This window comes from Kitasatospora sp. NPDC089509 (genome assembly GCF_044749365.1).
In the GTDB taxonomy this organism is placed as follows: Bacteria; Actinomycetota; Actinomycetes; order Streptomycetales; family Streptomycetaceae; genus Kitasatospora.
This window is the reverse complement of sequence record NZ_JBIVHS010000034.1, coordinates 15,733-33,819: the sequence shown is the minus strand read 5'-3', so window position 1 is coordinate 33,819 and position 18,087 is coordinate 15,733. Positions and strand designations below refer to the sequence as shown.

At 73.8% G+C, this 18,087-nt stretch carries 17 protein-coding genes, 1 tRNA gene and 1 other RNA gene; 8 read left to right on the top strand and 11 right to left on the bottom strand.

Annotated features, from left to right (window positions below; translation table 11 throughout):
- Positions 1 to 69: 69 nt before the first annotated feature.
- An RNA gene (ffs, locus tag ACIP4P_RS40870) (signal recognition particle sRNA small type) lies at positions 70 to 160 on the bottom strand.
- Between the two features lie 111 nt (positions 161 to 271).
- Between ffs and ACIP4P_RS40865 the strand changes: the two genes are divergently transcribed.
- Positions 272 to 356 (top strand) — tRNA-Ser (locus ACIP4P_RS40865).
- Between the two features lie 79 nt (positions 357 to 435).
- Here the strand turns inward: ACIP4P_RS40865 and ACIP4P_RS40860 are convergent.
- Positions 436 to 891, bottom strand: a complete 456-nt coding sequence (locus ACIP4P_RS40860) for a MarR family winged helix-turn-helix transcriptional regulator (protein WP_400928244.1) — start codon at positions 889 to 891, stop codon at positions 436 to 438.
- 113 nt (positions 892 to 1,004) lie between these two features.
- On the opposite strand from ACIP4P_RS40860, the gene ACIP4P_RS40855 reads away from it, so the two are divergent.
- The gene (locus tag ACIP4P_RS40855; RefSeq protein WP_400928241.1) at positions 1,005 to 1,412 is read left to right on the top strand and encodes a nuclear transport factor 2 family protein; all 408 of its coding nucleotides are present in this window, start codon (positions 1,005 to 1,007) and stop codon (positions 1,410 to 1,412) included.
- A gap of 106 nt (positions 1,413 to 1,518) precedes the next feature.
- A complete protein-coding gene (locus ACIP4P_RS40850) occupies positions 1,519 to 2,763 on the top strand; it encodes a metallophosphoesterase (protein ID WP_400928239.1) in 1,245 nt (414 codons plus the stop codon).
- Between the two features lie 76 nt (positions 2,764 to 2,839).
- Here the strand turns inward: ACIP4P_RS40850 and ACIP4P_RS40845 are convergent, their stop codons facing one another.
- Complete coding sequence (locus tag ACIP4P_RS40845) at positions 2,840 to 3,619, bottom strand: TetR/AcrR family transcriptional regulator (protein ID WP_400928236.1); 780 nt, start codon at positions 3,617 to 3,619, stop codon at positions 2,840 to 2,842.
- 62 nt (positions 3,620 to 3,681) lie between these two features.
- Between ACIP4P_RS40845 and ACIP4P_RS40840 the strand changes: the two genes are divergently transcribed.
- Positions 3,682 to 4,767: an alpha/beta fold hydrolase gene (locus ACIP4P_RS40840; protein WP_400928233.1), complete on the top strand. Its 1,086-nt coding sequence runs from the start codon at positions 3,682 to 3,684 to the stop codon at positions 4,765 to 4,767.
- Here the strand turns inward: ACIP4P_RS40840 and ACIP4P_RS40835 are convergent.
- Positions 4,757 to 5,707 carry a molybdopterin-dependent oxidoreductase gene (locus ACIP4P_RS40835; protein ID WP_400928230.1) on the bottom strand — a complete coding sequence of 317 codons (951 nt, stop codon included), beginning with the start codon at positions 5,705 to 5,707 and terminating at the stop codon, positions 4,757 to 4,759. The genes ACIP4P_RS40840 and ACIP4P_RS40835 overlap by 11 nt on opposite strands.
- 190 nt (positions 5,708 to 5,897) lie before the next feature.
- On the opposite strand from ACIP4P_RS40835, the gene ACIP4P_RS40830 reads away from it, so the two are divergent.
- Complete coding sequence (locus ACIP4P_RS40830; RefSeq protein WP_400928227.1) at positions 5,898 to 6,299, top strand: VOC family protein; 402 nt, start codon at positions 5,898 to 5,900, stop codon at positions 6,297 to 6,299.
- A 45-nt stretch (positions 6,300 to 6,344) separates the two neighbouring features.
- Here the strand turns inward: ACIP4P_RS40830 and ACIP4P_RS40825 are convergent, their stop codons facing one another.
- Positions 6,345 to 7,058: a helix-turn-helix domain-containing protein gene (locus ACIP4P_RS40825; protein ID WP_400928224.1), complete on the bottom strand. Its 714-nt coding sequence runs from the start codon at positions 7,056 to 7,058 to the stop codon at positions 6,345 to 6,347.
- Positions 7,059 to 7,232: 174 nt separating this feature from the next.
- Entirely contained in the window at positions 7,233 to 8,780 is a 1,548-nt protein-coding gene (locus ACIP4P_RS40820; RefSeq protein WP_400928221.1) for an MFS transporter, read from the bottom strand.
- Between the two features lie 258 nt (positions 8,781 to 9,038).
- Between ACIP4P_RS40820 and ACIP4P_RS40815 the strand changes: the two genes are divergently transcribed.
- Complete coding sequence (locus tag ACIP4P_RS40815; RefSeq protein ID WP_400928218.1) at positions 9,039 to 9,854, top strand: TetR/AcrR family transcriptional regulator; 816 nt, start codon at positions 9,039 to 9,041, stop codon at positions 9,852 to 9,854.
- Between the two features lie 69 nt (positions 9,855 to 9,923).
- Here ACIP4P_RS40815 and ACIP4P_RS40810 read toward each other — a convergent pair whose 3' ends face one another.
- Entirely contained in the window at positions 9,924 to 10,697 is a 774-nt protein-coding gene (locus ACIP4P_RS40810) for an isocitrate lyase/phosphoenolpyruvate mutase family protein (protein ID WP_400928214.1), read from the bottom strand.
- Positions 10,694 to 12,070 (bottom strand): hypothetical protein, encoded by a 1,377-nt coding sequence (locus tag ACIP4P_RS40805; RefSeq protein WP_400928211.1) that lies wholly within the window; start codon positions 12,068 to 12,070, stop codon positions 10,694 to 10,696. The genes ACIP4P_RS40810 and ACIP4P_RS40805 overlap by 4 nt, the downstream gene beginning before the upstream one ends.
- A 64-nt stretch (positions 12,071 to 12,134) precedes the next feature.
- Between ACIP4P_RS40805 and ACIP4P_RS40800 the strand changes: the two genes are divergently transcribed.
- The gene (locus ACIP4P_RS40800; RefSeq protein WP_400928208.1) at positions 12,135 to 12,911 is read left to right on the top strand and encodes an ArsR/SmtB family transcription factor; all 777 of its coding nucleotides are present in this window, start codon (positions 12,135 to 12,137) and stop codon (positions 12,909 to 12,911) included.
- A gap of 63 nt (positions 12,912 to 12,974) precedes the next feature.
- On the opposite strand, the gene ACIP4P_RS40795 is transcribed toward ACIP4P_RS40800, so the two are convergent.
- The 3 genes from ACIP4P_RS40795 to ACIP4P_RS40785 all read right to left on the bottom strand — a co-directional run bounded on the left by ACIP4P_RS40795 (position 12,975) and on the right by ACIP4P_RS40785 (position 16,824).
- The gene (locus ACIP4P_RS40795; protein WP_400928205.1) at positions 12,975 to 13,466 is read right to left on the bottom strand and encodes a DinB family protein; all 492 of its coding nucleotides are present in this window, start codon (positions 13,464 to 13,466) and stop codon (positions 12,975 to 12,977) included.
- Complete coding sequence (locus tag ACIP4P_RS40790; RefSeq protein WP_400928202.1) at positions 13,466 to 14,269, bottom strand: VOC family protein; 804 nt, start codon at positions 14,267 to 14,269, stop codon at positions 13,466 to 13,468. Before ACIP4P_RS40790 ends, ACIP4P_RS40795 begins: the two co-directional genes overlap by 1 nt.
- A gap of 152 nt (positions 14,270 to 14,421) precedes the next feature.
- Positions 14,422 to 16,824, bottom strand: coding sequence for a germacradienol/geosmin synthase (locus ACIP4P_RS40785; RefSeq protein ID WP_400928199.1), 2,403 nt, complete (start codon positions 16,822 to 16,824; stop codon positions 14,422 to 14,424).
- A 537-nt stretch (positions 16,825 to 17,361) separates the two neighbouring features.
- Between ACIP4P_RS40785 and ACIP4P_RS40780 the strand changes: the two genes are divergently transcribed.
- Entirely contained in the window at positions 17,362 to 18,003 is a 642-nt protein-coding gene (locus ACIP4P_RS40780; protein WP_400928196.1) for an HhH-GPD-type base excision DNA repair protein, read from the top strand.
- The last annotated feature ends 84 nt before the right edge of the window (positions 18,004 to 18,087 follow it).

The window sequence follows — 18,087 nt, the reverse complement described above, 5'->3', positions numbered from 1 at the left end:
CGTCGCCCCTTCACCCCGGGCACCCCGACTCCGCCCGCCCCACGGGCCCCGTACGGCGCCCGGGAACGCAAAGACCCCCCGTGCACCCGCCAGAGCTCTTCTACCCTTGCTGCCTTCCGGCCCTGGGGGGGTTCAAAAAGATGGCGCCACACGAGGGGCTGACCCCCACACTACCGGATCCGGGCCCCGACGATCCACAGGCCACCCCCGCCCTCCGGCCTGCGGGATAGCTGGTCGCGAGCACCCCGAAACATGTACTAAGCTCTCCCACGGAGGATTCGCCTAGAGGCCTAGGGCGCACGCTTGGAAAGCGTGTTGGGGGCAACCCCTCACGAGTTCGAATCTCGTATCCTCCGCCTTCGCCCGCCAGGGCAGATGAAGGGCCCCGACCGGTTCGCCGGTCGGGGCCCTTCGTCGTGTCCGGGGCCGGATGGCTCAGGAGTCCGCGAAGGGGCCGGTGGTGACGAAGCGGTGGAGTTGGCGGGCGAAGGCCCGGGCTTCGCCGGGCGGCCAGGCGGCGAGGGACTCCTCGATGTGGGCGGCGAGCCGCTGCCGGGTGGTGTCGACGGCCCGGTGTCCGGCGTCGGTCAGGGCGAGCAGGGTGGCGCGGCGGTCCGCGGGGTCGGGGTCGCGGCGCAGCAGACCGGCCTCCTCCAGGCGGGTGGCCCGGCGGGTGACGCCGGAGCGGTCCAGGCCGATTTCGCCGGCGAGGTCGGCGGCACTGAGCGGTCCGGTGCGGGCGAGGCCGCTGAGGAGGGGATAGGTGGCCTCGTCCACGGCCGGGCCGAGGCCCTCGGTCAGGCGCCGGTGCAGCTCGACGCGGGTGCCGCGCTTGAGCAGCGCCCCCAGGGCGTCGGCGATCTCGTGTCCCACTTCCGCGTCGTTCGACATGGCCCCAGTTTAGCGTGCGCAGCGCACGCATTTCGTAGTACGGTGCAGATGCGTGCTCAACGCACGCTTTTTCGCCGATCACACCACCCGACCGCACTGCCGAGGGGACACCCATGACCATCGAGACCGCCCGCCCCGACATCGCCGCCGCGCTCACCGACCTGCTCTTCACCCCCGGTCTGGAGCTGGCCGAGGCGATCGACCGGCACTTCACCCCCGACTACCGCCAGCGCACCGACGGCCGCTGGGACGACCACGCGGAGTTCACCGCCCACATCGCCCACCTGCGCACGGTCGTCGCGGGCGGCGAGATCCGCATCCTGGACGAATTCGCGCAGGGCGACCGCTACGCGGACCGCCACATCGTCGACATCCGCAAGACCGACGGCTCCACCGTGCGGATGGAGGTCTACCTGTTCGCCGAGATCGCCGCCGACGGGCGCTTCCGCCGCATCGAGGAGACCACCCTGATGCTCCAGGGCGCCGACGCCGACCGGAACCTCGGCAGCGCGCGCTCCTGACCCGGGCGCGGGCACCGAACAGCGCCGCCCACCGATCCCGCCACCCCGCCGCCGCCCCGCCGCCGACTGCCGGATGATGGGGGGAGCAGACGTGAGGGGCGGCGAAGTGGCTGACAGCGAATCCATCGGGTTGGACCCGGAGCTCCGGCCGGACGGCGGGGGCTCCGGGGAGCCGCCGGAGCCGGGGGCGGGGGCGGGGGCGAGGCGGCGGTTGCCGGTGCGGCGGCTGGCCGTGCTCGTCCTCGTCCTCGTCCTGCTGTGCCTCCCGCCCTGGTGGACGCTGTTCGCCGCCGGTGCCGACTGGCCGTCCCCGGTGCTCCCGCTCGGCACGCTGGTCCTGGTCGGCTGGATGGTGTCGTTCCCGTTCCTGATGGTCGCCGGTCACGGGCGGCGGCGGAACGACCGGGCCGCACGGATCGCGGACACCAGCCTCGGTGTGATCTGGGTGCTGTTCACCTGGTCCGTCCTGGGCGGCCTGGTGGACCTGCTGCTCGGCGGGCTCGACGTCGGCGGCACCGGCCGGGCCAGGGGCGTGGCCGTGGCGGTGGCCGTGGTCGCGGCCGCCCTGCTGGGCTGGGGGCACCACGAGGCGATGCGGGTGCCTCGGATTCGACGGCTGGACGTCCACCTCCCGCGGCTCGGCGCCGGCCTGGACGGCACCCGGGTCGTGGTGCTGGCCGACACCCACTACGGGCCGATCGACCGGGCGGACTGGTCGGCACGGGTCACCGAGGCGGTCAACGCGCTCGACCCCGACGTCGTCGTCCACGCCGGTGACATCGCCGACGGCACCCCCGCCCAGCGCCGGGAGCAGTCCGCGCCGCTCGGCACGATCCGCGCCCGGCTGGCCAGGGTCTACGTCACCGGGAACCACGAGTACGGCAGCGAGGCCCAGGGCTGGCTGGACCGGATGGCGGACCTGGGCTGGGAGCCGCTGCACAACCGCCACGTCGTGGTGGAGCGCGGCGGGGACGAGCTGGTCCTGGCCGGCGTGGACGACGTGACCGCGGCGCACTCCGGCCTGGCCGGACACCGCGCGGACCTGGCGGACGCGCTGGCCGGGGCGGACCCGGCGCTGCCCGTCCTGCTCGTCGCCCACCAGCCCAAGTACGTACCCGAGGCCGCGGCCGCCGGGATCGACCTACAGGTCTCCGGGCACACCCACGGCGGCCAGATCTGGCCGTTCAACTTCCTCGTCCGGATCGACCAGCCGGTGGTGCACGGCCTGAGCCGGCACGGCGAGCGGACCCAGCTCTACACCAGCCGGGGCACCGGCTTCTGGGGGCCACCCTTCCGGGTCTTCGCGCCGAGCGAGATCACCCTGCTCACGCTGCGCTCGGGCGCCGCGTAGCGGAACGGGCAACGGAGGACAGACGCCGGACGCCGGGCGACGGGCGACGGGCGACGGAGGACGGCCGAGGGCCCGGTCAGCCCGCGGCACCGTCCGGGTGGAGGAGGAGCTGGACCCCGTCGAGCATCCGGGCGAGGCCGAACTCCAGGGGGTCGACCGGGTCGGGGGCGAAGGCGCCGGCCGCGATGGCCCGGGTGAGGGTGGGGAAGCGGTCGGCGTGGCGTTCCAGCAGCTCGTTGGTGAGACGGCTCCACTCCCGGCTGTGCTGCTCGTCGAAGTCGAGGTCCTGCTGGACGAGGGTCCGCACCAGGCCGGCCACCAGCACGAAGACCCGGTGCTGTTCGGCGGCGCTCAGGCCGGTGGGCTCCAGGGCGGCGAGGGCCGAGTCGAGCCAGCCGAGCTGGTTCGGGCCCATCAGCTGGCGGCGCATGGCGGTGGCCGCCAGCAGCCAGGGGTGGGCGCGGTGCACCGCGGCGGAGCGGCGGGCCCATTCGGTGATGCGCTGCCGCCAGCCGTCGCCGGCGGCTGACAGGTCGGGGGCGTCGGCGAGGACGGACTCGACCATCAGCTCGACCAGTTCGGCCTTGCCCGGGACGTAGCGGTAGAGCGCCATGGCCGAGACGTCGAACTCGGCGGCGACCTTGCTCATCGAGACCGCGTCCAGCCCGTCGGCGTCGGCGATCACCACCGCGGCGGCGGCGATCCGCTGGGTGGTCAGGCTCGGCTTGGGCCCCCGGGTGGGCTGGTCCTGCTCGCCCCACAGCAGTGCGACGCCCGCGCGCAGGTCACGCGGCTTCTCCTTGGCCATCCCGGCCTCCTCGACTTCCGTACCGTCGGCGCCGCCCGTTGACAGCACCCAGAACTGTATATACCTTAAACGTATCTGCTGACGCGATAAACAGTTCTGGGGGATCCACCATGCTCGCCACCATCGCCACCGTCTCCGCCGCCGCCCTCGCCGCTCCCGTCGCCGGACTGCTCGGCTACCGGCAGCTCAAGCGCGCCACCTTCGCCAAGCGGCTGCGGATCACCGCCCCGAACGGCATCGACGAGTCCGGCTTCGTCCGGATCGGCGGCATCGACCAGTGGGTCTCCATCCGCGGCGAGGACCGCGGCAACCCGGTGATCCTGGAGATCCTCGGCGGCCCCGGCGCCTCCAACCTGGTCTTCCTGCCGCGCACCCACGTCTGGGAGAAGCACTTCACGATCGTCCGCTGGGACATGCGCGGCGCCGGCTTCACCTTCGCCGCCGGCGGCCCCGAGGGGCAAGGCGAACTGAGCTACCCGCAGCTGTACCGCGACGCCCTGGAGGTCACCGAGCACCTGCGGGCCCGGCTCGGCGTCGACCGGCTGCTGCTGGTCGCCAACTCCTTCGGCACCGTGCTCGGCCTGAAGCTCGCCCGCAACCACCCCGAGCTGTACTCCGGTTACGTCGGCACCGACCAGAACATCATCGACGGCGGCCGGGAGCGCACCGCCTACGACGCCCTCGTCGGCCGGCTGCGCGCGGCGGGGCGCAAGAAGGAGAAGGAGCTCGCCACCGCCCTGGCGATGGGCGCCGACCGCTCCCGCTGGACCACCAAGGACGTCGCCGAGTACAACAAGCTGGTCCTCACCAGCGACCCGCTCTCCTACGACACCATGAAGACCGTCGTCATGCGCTCCCTCTGGTTCTCGCCCCTGCACACCCTGCGCGGTCTGCGCTCCTACCTGAAGGCCATGGAGTTCTCCGAGCAGCTCCAGCTGGAGGCCGTGGCCTTCGACGAGCGCGCGGAGGGAACGGAGTTCCGGATCCCGTTCTTCGTCTTCCAGGGCGACAGCGACGTCCTCACCCCGCCCGCGCCGGCCCGGCGGTTCTTCGAGGACGTGACCGCCCCGGTCAAGGAGTTCGCGCTGATCCGGAACGCCAGCCACTTCGCCGGCTTCCGCCACCCCGACCAGTTCCTCGACCTGATGCTCACCAAGGTCCGCCCGGCGATCACCGGGCAGTCGGTCACCCGTTGACCAGCGCGGTCACCCGTATCTCGTGGACGGCGTTGCGGTCCCCGGTGAGCGGCTGGACCCGCCCCGCGGCGTCCACGGCCCGGCAGCGGATGCGGTGCGGGCCCGGCGCGAGGTGGTGGCGGAGCCGGAAGCGCTGCCAACTCGGGTGCGGGCCGCGGCGCTCCAGCTCGGCCGGCAGCCAGTCGCCGTCGTCCACGGCGACCTCGACGGCCGTCACCTCACCGGAACTCCAGGCGTAGCCCGCCAGTTCACGGACTCCGGCCGGGACGGTGCCCCCGTCCTTCGGGGCGAGCAACTTGCTGCACACGTCCTTCTCGCGGACCGGCCGGACCACGCTCTCCCCCGGCAGGACCCGGGTGTACAGCCGGGTGGTGAAGACGTGCTCGGGGCGCTCGGCGGCCAGCACGATCCTGGTCAGCCACTTGACCGAGTTGGTGCCGAACATCCGAGGGGCCACCGCCCGCACCGGGTACCCGTGGTCGGGGCGCAGCGGTTCGCCGTTCATGCCGTGCGCGAGCACGACCTCGGCGCGCGCCTCGGCCAGCGGCAGGTCCTTGAGGAAGCTCAGGCCGCTCTCCCCCGCGAAGTCGCCGCGGTCGGCGCCCTCCAACCAGACGTGCCGGGCCTCCGGGCGCGGCCCGGCCAGCTCCAGCACCTCGGCGAGCGGGACCCCCGTCCACTCCACGTTGGTGACGGCCCGGGTCGGCACCGTGGGGTGCAGCGGATTGCCGAAGCACTCGTGGACGGCGGTGAACCTGGTCTGCGACAGGCCTTCGAGGGCCCGGAAGTCCAGCCGCAACGGCCGTTCCACCAGGCCCTCGACGCTGAGCGACCAGGTGTCGGTGTCGAGTCGCGGGTGCGGGCCGAGGTGGTTGCGGACGAAGACGTCCTCGACCGGTGTGAGATAGACGTCGGGCGTCTCCGGATCCGTCCTGATCATGCGCCATGCCCCCGTGTTCGTCCTGCTGTTGCCGCGATCGGCGGCACGGTCGACGGTACAAGGAGGGACTGACAACACCCGCTCAGGGGTCGGTTCGGGCCCGGGAGCCCTCCGGACGGGCCGGCAGGGCGACCGGGGGTGTCCGATTCCTTCAAGACCGCCGGCCCGTGCCCCGCCTAGCGTGGCGACCATGAACAGCACACCCTCACCCCAGTTCGCCTTCATCGGCCTCGCCGTCTCCGACATGGCCGCCTCGGTCGCCTTCTACCGGCGGCTCGGGCTCGCCTTCCCCGAGGGCTCCGAACGGGAACCGCACGTCGAGGCCGAGCTGCCCGGCGGGCTGTTGCTGGTCCTCGACACCGAGGCGACCATCCGCTCCTTCCACCCCGACCGGCAGCCGCCGACCGGCGGTGCGCGGGCCGCGCTGGCGTTCCGCTGCCAGAGCCCGGCGCACGTGGACGCGGTGTACCGGGAGCTGACCGCCGCCGGGTACCACGGGGAGCTGAAGCCCTGGGACGCCTTCTGGGGCCAGCGCTACGCCTCGCTGCACGACCCGGACGGCAACGGGGTCGACCTGCTCGCGCCGCTGTAGCGGGGCCCGAAGGCAAGTCGACGCCATGGCGGCCGCGGCCCCGCCTCAGAGCAGCTCGGTGACCGTGGCGCCCGCCAACTCCCTGACGTCGCGCGCCAGATGCGCCTGATCCGCGTAGCCCGTCCGGGCCGCCGTCTCGGCGAGCGGGACGCCCGAGCGGGCCAGCCCCAGGGCGCGCTGCAGGCGCAGGATCCGGGCCAGCGTCTTGGGACCGTAGCCGAAGGCGGTCAGCGAGCGGCGGTGCAGCTGCCGGGCGCCGAGTCCGACCGCCTCGGCCGTCGCCGCGACGCTGCGCCCGGCCGCGAGCGCGCCGGCCACCGCGCGCACCAGCGGGTCCTCGGGCTGCGCCACTGCGGCCAGCCGCAGTGCCAGGTGCTCCAGCGCGGCGGCGGGGTCGGGCGCCGCGTCGATCAGCCCGGTCAGTCGCCGCACCTCGCCGGCGGGCCGTAGATCGGCCAACTCGACGCGCTGGTCGCGCAGTTCGTACGCGGGAACGTCGAGCAGCGCCGGTCCTGCCCCGGGTCGGAAGCGGATCCCGGCCCAGGGCCCGCCCAGCCCCGGCCCGGGGCGGAACGCCCGGGTGTCGGGCCCGGCGACGAGCAGTCGGCCGGGCGTCCACAACAGGTCCATGCACCCGTCCGGCAGCACCAGCCCGGCCGCCCCGCCGGCCTCCGCGGCAGCGGTCTCCGCCACGGCGCCCCTCGTCCACAGCACCGCCCCGGGCACCCGTGACACGCGCTCCGCGTAGTCGGTGGCCATGCTCGAAGGCTACGCGGACGGACCGCCGCCGCGCTCCGCGAGCCGGCGGGCACCGGGAGCCGGCGGGCACCGGTCGGGAGCACCGCCCCGGACGGCCCGCGGCCCCGGCTGCGCGGGGCAGCCGGGGCCGGTGGGGGTGCGGCCGGGGGAAAGGTCCGGCCGCTTCGGTGCGGTTCAGGCCACCGCCTCGACGGCGGGTTCGGCGGCGGGTTCGACGGCTTCGGCGCCCTCGGCCGGCGCCCCGGTCGCGGCCCCCGGCCCGCCCCGCATCAGCACCAGGGTGAGCACCGCCGCGGCCAGGACCGCGATCCCGCCGACCGTGAAGGTGGTGGAGGTGGCGGTGTTGAAGGCCTCCCGGGCGGCCCGGGCCAGGGTGCCGTCGCCGTTGCCCGCGGCGAGGGCGAGGGCGTCGGTGATGGCGTGCCGGGCGGGGGCCGGGGCGTCGGTGGGCATCTCGCCGGTGTAGGTGCTGGAGAGCACGGTGCCGAGGATGGCGACACCGAGCGCGGCGCCGGACTGCTGGATGGTGTCGTTGAGCGCGGAGCCGACGCCGGCGTGCTCACCGGGGATGGCGCCCATCAGCGCGTTGGCGGCGGCGGGCATGCCGAGGCCGGAGCCGATGCCGAGGACCAGCATGGCCAGGGCGACCTTGGTGAAGCCGTCGCCGACCGAGAGGGTGGCCAGCAGGCCGAAGCCGCCCGCGATGATCACCATGCCGATCGAGGTCAACACCCGGGCCGGGACCTTCTTGCCGACGGCGGCGCCGATCACGTTGAAGACGAGCGAGGCGACGGCCAGCGGGATGAAGGCCAGGCCGGTGTCGGTGGGCGTGAACTCCAGGACGAACTGCAGGTACTGGGTGAGCACCAGCATCAGGCCGCCGGTGGCGAAGGTGAGCAGGACGAGGGAGAAGCTGGCGCCGGTGAAGACCCGGTTGCGGAACAGCTTGAGCGGGACCATCGGCGAGTCGGTGCGGACCTGCCGGATGCCGAACCCGGTGAGCGCGGCGACCGCGACGGCCAGCGAGCCGAGGGTGTTGACGTGGGCGAAGCCGTCCCGGGGAAGCACGATGATCGACCAGACCAGCGCCGTCATGCCGACCATCGAGAGCACCATGCCGGGCAGGTCGGGCTTGCGCCACGGGCCCTTGGACTCCGGCATCAGCACGAGCGCCGCGACGACGGCCACGGCCGCGACCGGCACGTTGAGCAGGAAGACCGCGCCCCACCAGAAGTGGGCGATCAGCGCGCCGCCCAGCACCGGGCCGCCGACCAGGCCGACCATGGCCACCGCGCTCCAGGCGGCGATCGCCTTGGGCCGCTCCTCGTCGTCGAAGACGGTGATCAGGATGGAGAGGGTGCTCGGCATGACCAGGGCGCCGCCGACGCCCATCAGCACCCGGCCGGCGATCAGTTCACCGGGGCTGGCGGCGACCGCCGCGACCAGCGAGGCGGCGCCGAACAGCACCAGCCCGATGATCATCACCTTTCGCCGTCCGAACCGGTCGGAGAGGCTTCCCGAGGTCAGCAGCAGGCCGGCGAAGACCAGGATGTACGAGTCGATGATCCACTGGATGTCCTGCGCCCCGGCCTTGAGGTCCTCCGCGATCGGCGGGACGGACACCGTGAGCACCATGTTGTCGATCACCAGCACCAGGCTGCTGAGGCAGAGCACGACCAGGATGAGCCAGCGACGCGGGTGACGATCCGTCTGACGGTCCACCACGTTCCCCCTTCGGTTCGGCGCGTGGGCCGCGGCCCCGCACACATCCCCGCGCCGGCGACTGCCGTGCGGAAGTCCTCGCGGCGCACACCGTCCGCCGTCCCCGACCGAACGGTGTGCGCTACGCCGAACACTGTACGGAGGCCGAACACCGTTCGCAAGACCGCACAGTGTTCGGCTGACCGTACGGTGTTCGGCTTCGGGGCCTATGCTGGACGGACCGCACCCGACCAGGGGGCACGTGGATTGGAGGGCCCGATGACGGCCAAGTCGGAGGACGACACCCCGCCGGAGCACCGGACCGACGCACAGCCGGAGCATCGGACCGACCCGCCCCCGGGGATCCCGTCGCCGTGGAACCGTCCGCAGAAGCGGCGGACGCAACCCGCCCTCAGCCGCGACCAGATCGTCGCCGAGGCCTCCGCCCTGCTGGACGCCGAGGGCATCGAGTCGCTGAGCATGCGCAAGCTCGGCGCCCGCCTGAACGCCGGCGCCACCTCCCTGTACACCCACGTCGCCAACAAGGACGAGCTGCTCGCCCTGGTCGTCGACCACGTCTTCGGTCAACTCCCGCTGCCCGCCGCCGAGGGCTGCGAGGACCCGGAGGTCTGGCGGGAGCGGGTCCTGGAGTGCGCCGAGGGCATGCGCACGGTCATCCTGCGCCACCCGTGGATGATCACGGTGTTCGGCGACGTCGGGGTGGTCTACCTCGGCCCCAACTGGATGCGGCTCTCCGAGCACATGCTCGCGGTGATGGAGACGGCGGGCTTCGGCCTCGTCGACGCCAACGAGGCGATGAGCGCGATCATGGGCTACACCATCGGCACCGCCTGCGTGGAGGCCGCCTGGCTGAGCGCGCTGCACAAGAGCGGCCAGGACGAGCGGGTGTGGCTGAACCAGCTGATGCCCGCCGTCATCGAGGCCACCAGGGACTATCCACGGCTGAACCGGCTGTACACCACCGAGGTGCAGCGGGAGGTCAACGAGGGCAGCCGGGACAGCAGCTTCGCCCGGGGCGTCAAAGTGATCACGGACGGGATCGAGGCGCACCGGGCGGCGCAGCAGCGGGGCTGAGCCGGAGCCCCCGACTCCGGCCCCGGCCCCGCCCTCGCCCCCGGCTCCGGCCCCGGCCCCGGCCGGTGCTCAACTCCCGCTCAGTGCCTGGATCTCGGCGTAGCCCGGAACCGGCCCGACCGGTCCGCCCGAGGCCACGGCGGCGGCCGTCGCCACCGCCGCCGCCAGCGCCGAGCGGTACAGCAGCGAGCCCAGGCTGACCCGGGCCACCCCGAGCCCGGCCAGCTCGGCGAGGCTCGGGCCGGTCGGCGTCCAGAGGATGTTGAGCGGGACGGACAGCCCGCCGACCAGTCGGCCGATCGCCGCCGGCTCCGTCAGTCCGGGCACGAACACGCCGTCCGCGCCCGCCTCCTGGTAGACCGCCAGTCGCCGTACGGTCTCCGGCCCCGGGTCCTGGTGTCCGCACCAGTAGGTGTCGGTGCGGGCGTTGACGAACAGCTCCGGCACAGCGGCCTTCACCGCCGCGACCTTCGCCGCGTGCACGTCGGACGGCGCCAGGGAGCCGTCCGGCCGGCCGTCCTCCAGGTTGATGCCGACCGCCCCGGCCTGCGCCAACTCCACGGCCAGCGCCGCCACTTCGGCCGGGTCGTCGCTGAACCCGGACTCCGCGTCGACGCTCAGCAGGAAGTCGTCCCGGCCCAGCCGACGGGCCAGCCGTACGGTCTCCGCCCGGGTGGCGGCGGCGCCGTCGGGCAGTCCGGCGGCGGCCGCCACGCCCAGGCTGGTGGTGCCGATCGCGGCGTGGCCGGCCGCGGCGAGGGCGGCGGCCGAGGCGTGGTCCCAGGCGTTCGGGAGCAGCAGGGGGCGACCGGGGCGGTGGTGCAGGGCGGCGAAGGGGGTCATCGGACGGCCTCCGCGGCAGTGAGGTCGGCGGTGGGGTCGGCAGTCAGGCCCTCGGTGACGGGACCGACCGAGTCCGCGTAGTAGGCGGCGGTCCTGGCGAGGTGGCAGACGATCTGCCGGAAGCTCCACCCCACCCCCGGCGAGTCGTCCAACTGCCGCTCCGGCAGCGCAGCGACCCGCAGCGCCCAGATCCGCCCGATCCGGTCGAGCCGGCTGCGGGCCTCGTCCAGGTCGGCGGCCGTGAACGGCACCAGGTCGGCCGGGGTGGTGACGTTGGAGGCGTGCCAGTGGTCGGGGGCGGCGGTCTCCCCGGCGAGCCGGGCCTCCACCTCGGCCAGGTGGTCGAGGAGGTGGTCGGCGACCCGGCGGATCACCTTGTGCGGGGTGTACGTCCGGCCGTCGGCGTTGATCACCGGGCGCCCGTCCCAGGCCGTCCAGGTGTCCGCCAGGGCGAGCACGTGGTCCATCATCCCCGGGATCAGGGCGGCGAGTTCGGCCTGGTCGAGGTGGTCCTCGGCGGGCGGCACGGAGGTGTCCGAGGGGTCGGAGGAACCGTGGAGGACGCCCTCGGCGATCACCAGGGCGTGGGTACGGCCCGGGCAGAGCCGGGACGGGGCGCCGAAGGCCAGCGGATCCCCGCCCGGCTCCCCCGCCCGGGCGGCGGCCAGGTCGAGCAGCACGTGCGTCCCCGCGGGCACCGCGACCCCGCCGACCACCGTCGCCCGGGTCGCGAACCGGCGCATCGCCCGGACCGGCGGATCGTCCCGCAGGACCGCGGCCGGGCTGTCGCCAGCGCTCCGGGCCCGCTCGACCAGGGTGGCCGTGGCTTCGCAGGCCTGCACCAGCAGGCCGATCCGGTTCGCCGCCACCTCCGCGACCCCGCCGTCCTCCGCGACCCCGCCGTCCCCGCCGTCCCCGCCGTCCCCGCCGCCCTCAGCGTCCCCGCCGTCCCCGGCACCCATCGCGGGCAGCAACCGGGCGACCGCCGCGTCCGCCTCCGGGTCGTCCGGCGTCGGTTCGAAGTAGGCCCGGGCCACCACCTTCACGTCCCGTGCGACGGCCTCCGGATCGGCCAGCCCGAGCGCCCTCGCGAGCACCCGCACCACCCGCAGCCGGACGTCCGGTTCGTAGCCGCCCGCGGCCAGGACCCGCAGCAGCACCGGGTCCAGCCGGTCCAGGTCGGCCTGCACCAGCGCCCGGCGCCGGGCGTGCGGCCCGCCCGCGCTGAACCGGGCCACGGTGGCCCGCAGCCAGGCCATGGTGCCGTACGGACCGGGGGTCGCCGGCGGTGGGACGAGGGCCGGGTCGGCCAGGGCCGCGGTCACGTCCTGGTAGCGGGAGAAAGTCAGTTCTCGGGGCGTCGGATCGCTCATGCCGCCATCGTGGCCCCGGGTCGTTTCGGTCCCGACCGAACCGTGCCGGGGCGACCATGGGGGCATGAGCGACCACGAACGCACCCCAGCCGACCACCGGGGCTCGCCGCTCGCCGCGCTCGCCGCGCTGCTCGCCGACCCCACCCGCGCCGCTTTCTGCACCGCCCTGCTGGACGGCCGCGCCTGGACGGCGGGCGAGCTGGCCCGAGCGGCGGGGGTGGCGCCCTCGACGGCCAGCGAGCACCTGTCCCGGCTGATCGCCGGGGCACTGCTCGCCGAGGAGCGGCAGGGCCGGCACCGGTACGTCCGGCTGGCCTCCCCGGCGGTCGCGACGCTGATCGAGGACCTCACGGTGTTCGCCGAGACCACCGGCGGGCCGACCGCGGAAGCGACGACGGGCGGCCCGGCCGCCGGAACCGGTCGCCCCGCGCCCCGCAGCCTCCGCGAGGCCACCCGGCAGAGCGCCGAGGCCCGCGCCCGCACCTGCTACGACCATCTGGCCGGCCGCCTCGGCGTGGCCGTCGCCGACGCCCTGCTCGACCGCGGCCTGGTCACCGACCGCGCCGGGCTCGCCGTCACCGACCGCGGCCACGCCTGGCTGTCCGCCCAGGCGATCGAACTGCCGCCGCGCTCCGGCCGCCCGGGCGGCCGGCCGGTGGTGCGCAGCTGCCTGGACTGGACGGAACGCCGCAGCCACCTCGGCGGCGCGCTGGGCGCCGCGCTCTGCCGGGCCGCGCTGGACCGTGCCTGGGTGGAGCGGATCGGCTCCGGCCGGGCCCTGCGGGTCACCCCGGAGGGCGGCCGGGCGCTGCGCGAGCTGCTCGGCGTCGAGCTGCCCTGACGACGGCCGCACCCACCCCGGCCGCCCACCCGACCGGACGCCACTCCGACCGGACGACCCCGCTCACCCCATCGACTTCGCCCCGTCCAGCGCCTCCCGGATGATGTCCGCGTGCCCGGCGTGCTGTGCGGTCTCCGCGATCAGGTGCAGCAGCACCCGCCGGGCCGACCAGCTCGCCCCCGGCTCGAACCAGGGCGCCGGCGGCAGCGGGTGGGCGAGGTCGAGGTCGGGCAGGCTCCGGATCAGCTCGTCCGTCCCGCGCCCCACCTCCTGGTACCCGGCGAGCAGTCCCGCCAGGGTCTCGCCCTCCGCCATCCGGAACTGGTCCGCCCACTCCCCGTCCCCACCACCGCCGCGCATCGCCTCCGCGCCGCCGGTGATGAACCGCACCCAGCGCGCCTCGACCGCGGCCACGTGCTTGATCAGGCCGCCGAGGCACAGCTCACTGGCCGTGGTCCGCCGGGCCGCCTGCTCGTCGTCGAGGCCCCGGGCGGTGCGGCGCAGCAGGTCCCGGTGCTTGTCCAGGGTCTCGACGAGTTCCTCGCGCTCGCCCATCAGGCGTCCACCGTCGGCGGCTTCTCGCCGACCGTCCGGCGGAGGTCGATCAGCCCGAAGGCCGCGCCCTGCTGGTCGCCCACCGCCGCGAACCGCCCGAACGGACTGTCCTGCGGCCCGTGGTACACCTTGCCGCCGCGCGCCGTCAGCCGTTCGATCGCGGCGTCGGTGTCGTCCACGGCGAAGTAGACGCTCACGTACGACGGTGCCTGGGGCGGCAGGAAGTCGGACGCCCCCATCCGGCCCAGCACCGGCCCGCCGCCGACCAGGTACATCCGGTAGTCGAACGGTTCGGACGCCCCGGCATCGAACTTCTTCACGCCGTACGGGAAGACCGCCGGGAAGAAGGCGTCGGCCTTCTCCGGCTCCCGGGTGACGATCTCGGCCCAGCTGTACGCACCGGGCGTGCCCTGCTTCTCGAAGCCCTCGTGGATCCCGGCCTGCCAGACGCCGAACACCACCCCGCCCGGGTCCCTGGCGATCACCATGGTGCCGAAGTCGCCGACCTGCATCGGGCCCATCACCACCTCGCCGCCGTTGGTGCGGATCCGTTCGGCGGTGGCGGCGGCGTCCGGCGAGGCCAGGTACAGGCACCAGGCGGACTGTCCCTCGCTGCCCGGCATCGGGGGCACGATCGCGGCCACCGCCTTGCCGTCGGAGTACGCCTGGGTGTAGTTGCCGTACTCCGACGAGCTCTCGCCGAAGGTCCAGCCGAGGACGTCCCCGTAGAAGGCCTTGGCGGCCTCCAGGTCGGTGAACATCGCGTCGGCCCAACAGGGTGTGCCCTCAGGTAGCGCAGCCATCTCTTCGCCTTCGTGTCGGCGTTGCGGCGCGGGCCGGCCGGCGCGCGCGGCCCCCGACACGCCAGCCTAGCCAGGGGACGGCGCACCCGCGCGGGCTGGCCGCCCGGGTGCGGCCGACCGTCCTCGGCCGACCCCGTCGATGGCGGACCCGGTCAGCGGTGGACCCGGGCGGCAGTGGTGCCCAGCCCGGTCGGACCCACCGGTACCGCGACCGGTACCGCGACCGGCGCCACCGCCTCCGCGCCACCGGCCGGCGCCTCCGCCCGGGCCCGCACCGCGCCCGCGAGGTCCCGCTCGGCGCCGAAGTGCCGCTCCAGGTCCGCGGTGCGGTACCGACGGCACTCCCGGTGCCAGTTCAGTACGCCCGCGAGCCAGTTCTCCAGCTCGGCCACGTACCCGCCGAGCAGTGCCCGGTCCTCCGCCGACAGCCCGAAGTCCTGGTACAGCACCGGGAGTTCGTTCTGTGCGACGTGCTGGAACTGCTCCAGCCGGGAGTGCATCAGGTCGTCGACGATCCGGACCGCCGACGGGTAGTCGCAGTTGAAGAAGGTCTGCACCACCAGCACCAGGTTGTGCAGCTCGCCCTCGTACTCGACCTCCTTCTGGTACGAGAACAGGTCGTTGACCATGCAGCCGTAGTCCATCGCGGAGTTCTCCAGCGCGCGCATCGAACCGTGCCGGTGGATCTCCTCGGGCACGGTCCAGCCGTGGCCGAGGCGGGCGAGCAGGGTGGTGAGCTCGGAGCCGAAGGTGGAGCGGCGCATCTCCAGGTAGTCCACTGGGTCGGGGACGCGGTTCTGGATCCGGTTGGCGAGCTCCCAGATCCAGCTCGTCGTCATCGCCTCGACCGCCTCGCGCAGCCGGCCCCGGTTCTCGACGGTCAGCGGTCCGGCGGTGCGCTCCCAGAGCTCGGCGAGGCCGCGCTCCAGCGCGTTCGCCGGCTCGGCCGTCGGGCTGCCGTCCAACGGCATGAAGAGCGCCAGTCGCGCGTTGGCGGCCTTGGCTCCGGCCAGGTCGCGGGTGCGGCCGAAGACCGCCGGGTAGTAGTCGTCGGCGTAGGTGCCCCACGCCAACCAGGCCGAGGATACGTCGAGTTGGTCGGCGGTGGCGTCCGGCTGGAGGCCGGCCGCGCAGAGCGCGAGGTCGTGGTCGCGGATCGACGCGGCGTCCCAGATCCCGGATCCGGGCACGTCGGGGTGGGCGGCCAGCAGCCCGACCCGCTCGGCCCACTCGACCACCCGCTCCCGCGCGCCGTCCAGGTGCGGGCTCAGCGTCAGCTCGAACGGCAGTCGGAACTCCGGCAGCAGGGAGGGCCCGACGGTCTGGAACGGCACGTGGGCGTGCGCCCGCGCCCGCCGCACGGCGGGGGCCACCGCGGCCCCGGCGTTCGCGGCGCCCTTGCGCAGGATGTCCAGGGCCGAGGTGCCGATCCCCCCGATCGCGTACCGGTCCCACCAATTTCCGCCGCCGGAAGGCCCGGAGAGCCCCGGAAGCCCCGGCAGCCCTCCGCCGCCCGTCCCCGGCGGCACCTCACCGCCCGAACCGCCCGCACCGGCCGCCGCACCGCCGCCGTTCATGTACCGGCTGGACCGCATGTGCCACTCGTGCCCGCCGGACTGCCAGTCCTGCAGCCCCTTGACGTACGCCGTCACCCGGGCCCGGCCCGCCGCGTCCAGCCCGGTCTCCGCGAACAGCACCGGCAGTTCGGTGAACACGGTGTTCTCGAACTGCTGCAGCCGCGAGGTGAGCAGGTCGTTGACCGCCTCCGCGGCCTCCTGGGTGGAGCACTCCAGGAAACGCTCCAACACCAGGATGCCGTTGCTCAGTTCACCCTCGTCCTCGACCTCGCGCTGGTACGAGAAGATGTCGTTGCGCAGGTGCACGGCGTCCGAGAAGGCGTCCATCAGCACCCGCAGCGCGCGCGAGCCGGACACCTCCTTCGGCACCTCGGCCCCGGCCGCGTACTCGACCAACTGCGCGGACCAGGGGGCCCCGCCGACCTTGCGCCGCATCTCGATGTACTCGACCGGGTTGGCGATCCGGCCAGCGTCGATGTTGGCCAGCTCCCACAGCGACTCGTCCAGCAGGTTGCGGGTGCTCTCCGCGAACCGGACCCGCCAGTCCTCCCCCATCGCCGGCACGGTGCGCCGCCACAGGTCGGCCAGCCCCGCCTCGACCGGGTTCTCCGGCTCGGGCATCGGGGTGGCCGGGTCGGCGGGCATGAACAGCGGCAGCCGGTCGAGGTGCGCCTTGCCGGCCTCGCGGTCGTTGGTGCGCTTGAACATGTCCAGGAAGTGGTCGTCGAAGAAGAACACCCACACGTACCAGTCGGTCACCAGGGACAGCGCCTCGGCCGACGCGTCGGGGTGGGTGTACGCGCAGAGCAGCCCGTAGTCATGGGCGTCCAGGTCGGCCTGGTCCCAGATCCCGGACCCCTCCAGCATCCCCATCTCCCGTGCCCAGCGCGAGGAATGCTCCCGGGCCTCCGCCAGATACGGGTTGAGACGCGCCGGGTGCGGCACGTAGAAGGACGGCAGTTCGAACGGCTGGCTCACGGCGGTCGGGCCTTTCTGGACGCGTCGATTGGGACCAAGAATGGCCTGCCTCCACCCCGACGCACCGTCACAACCAAAACAGTCATATGAAATGACCCACCCACTCGAACCCCCGCCCGAACTCCCGCCCGAACCCACGCCCGACGTCCGCGCGCCGCCCTTCCGCCGAGGCGGAATCCTTCGACTGCGAGTGCTGGAACCGTTGCGGGCGACGGTCGTTGGCGGACCCTACCGCCCGACGCTCCACCCTCGGGTCCACCCGTCGACCCGTCGATCACCCCCGGTCGCAATCGATCGCATTCGGCCGGACACCGCACCGACCCGGAACACCCCACGCTGCCGACCGCCACGGACAAAATTGTTTCCGCCGCCCCTCCCGAACGCCCCCAACAACCGCTCCGCCAACGAACAAAGCAGGCCTGGCAAGGGCTGGAACACCAAGACTTCCCCAGCTACGGGCGTGTTGACCAGGTCCGTCCACGCCCCGTCCTCCAGACTGGGCGCCGACCGACGTCAACTCCGAGGAGGGCACACCTCATGAACGTCACCGTCCGGCTCGCCCAGCAGCCCGAGGCCGACGAACTGCTCGGACGGAGTGCGCTCGCCGCGCTCGTCGGCATGCTGCTGGACCAACAGGTGCCGATGGAATGGGCGTTCACCGGCCCGCTGACCATCGCCCAACGCCTCGGCCGCAAGGACCTCGACGCCCACGAGATCGCGACCTACAACCCGGAGGAGTTCGTCGCGCTGCTCTCTGCGAAGCCGGCCGTGCACCGCTACCCGGCGGCGATGGCCAAACGCGTGCAGCAGCTCTGCCAGTTCCTGGTCGCGCAGTACGAGGGCGAGGCCGCCGCGCTGTGGAAGGACGCCCGCAGCGGCAAGGAGCTGCTCAGCCGCCTCAACGCCCTTCCCGGCTTCGGGAAGCAGAAGTCGCAGATCTTCCTGGCGCTGCTCGGCAAGCAGTACGGGGTGCGGCCGGAGGGCTGGCGCGAGGCGGCCGGCGCGTACGGCGAGGAGGGCGCGCACCGCTCGGTCGCGGACATCACCGGGCCCGAATCGCTCACCCTGGTACGGGAGTTCAAGCAGGAGACGAAGCGCGCGGCGAAGGAGGCCAAGGCCGCCGCCAAGCCCCGCACCACCACCCGGTCCGCCACCGCGGGCCTCACCGGCGCCCGTTGACCCCACCGGCGCCGCCCTGTTCGGGTCCGGGCGCCCGGTCCCCGGCATGCGGCGAGGGCCTCGGTCGCGCTGCGCGACCGAGGC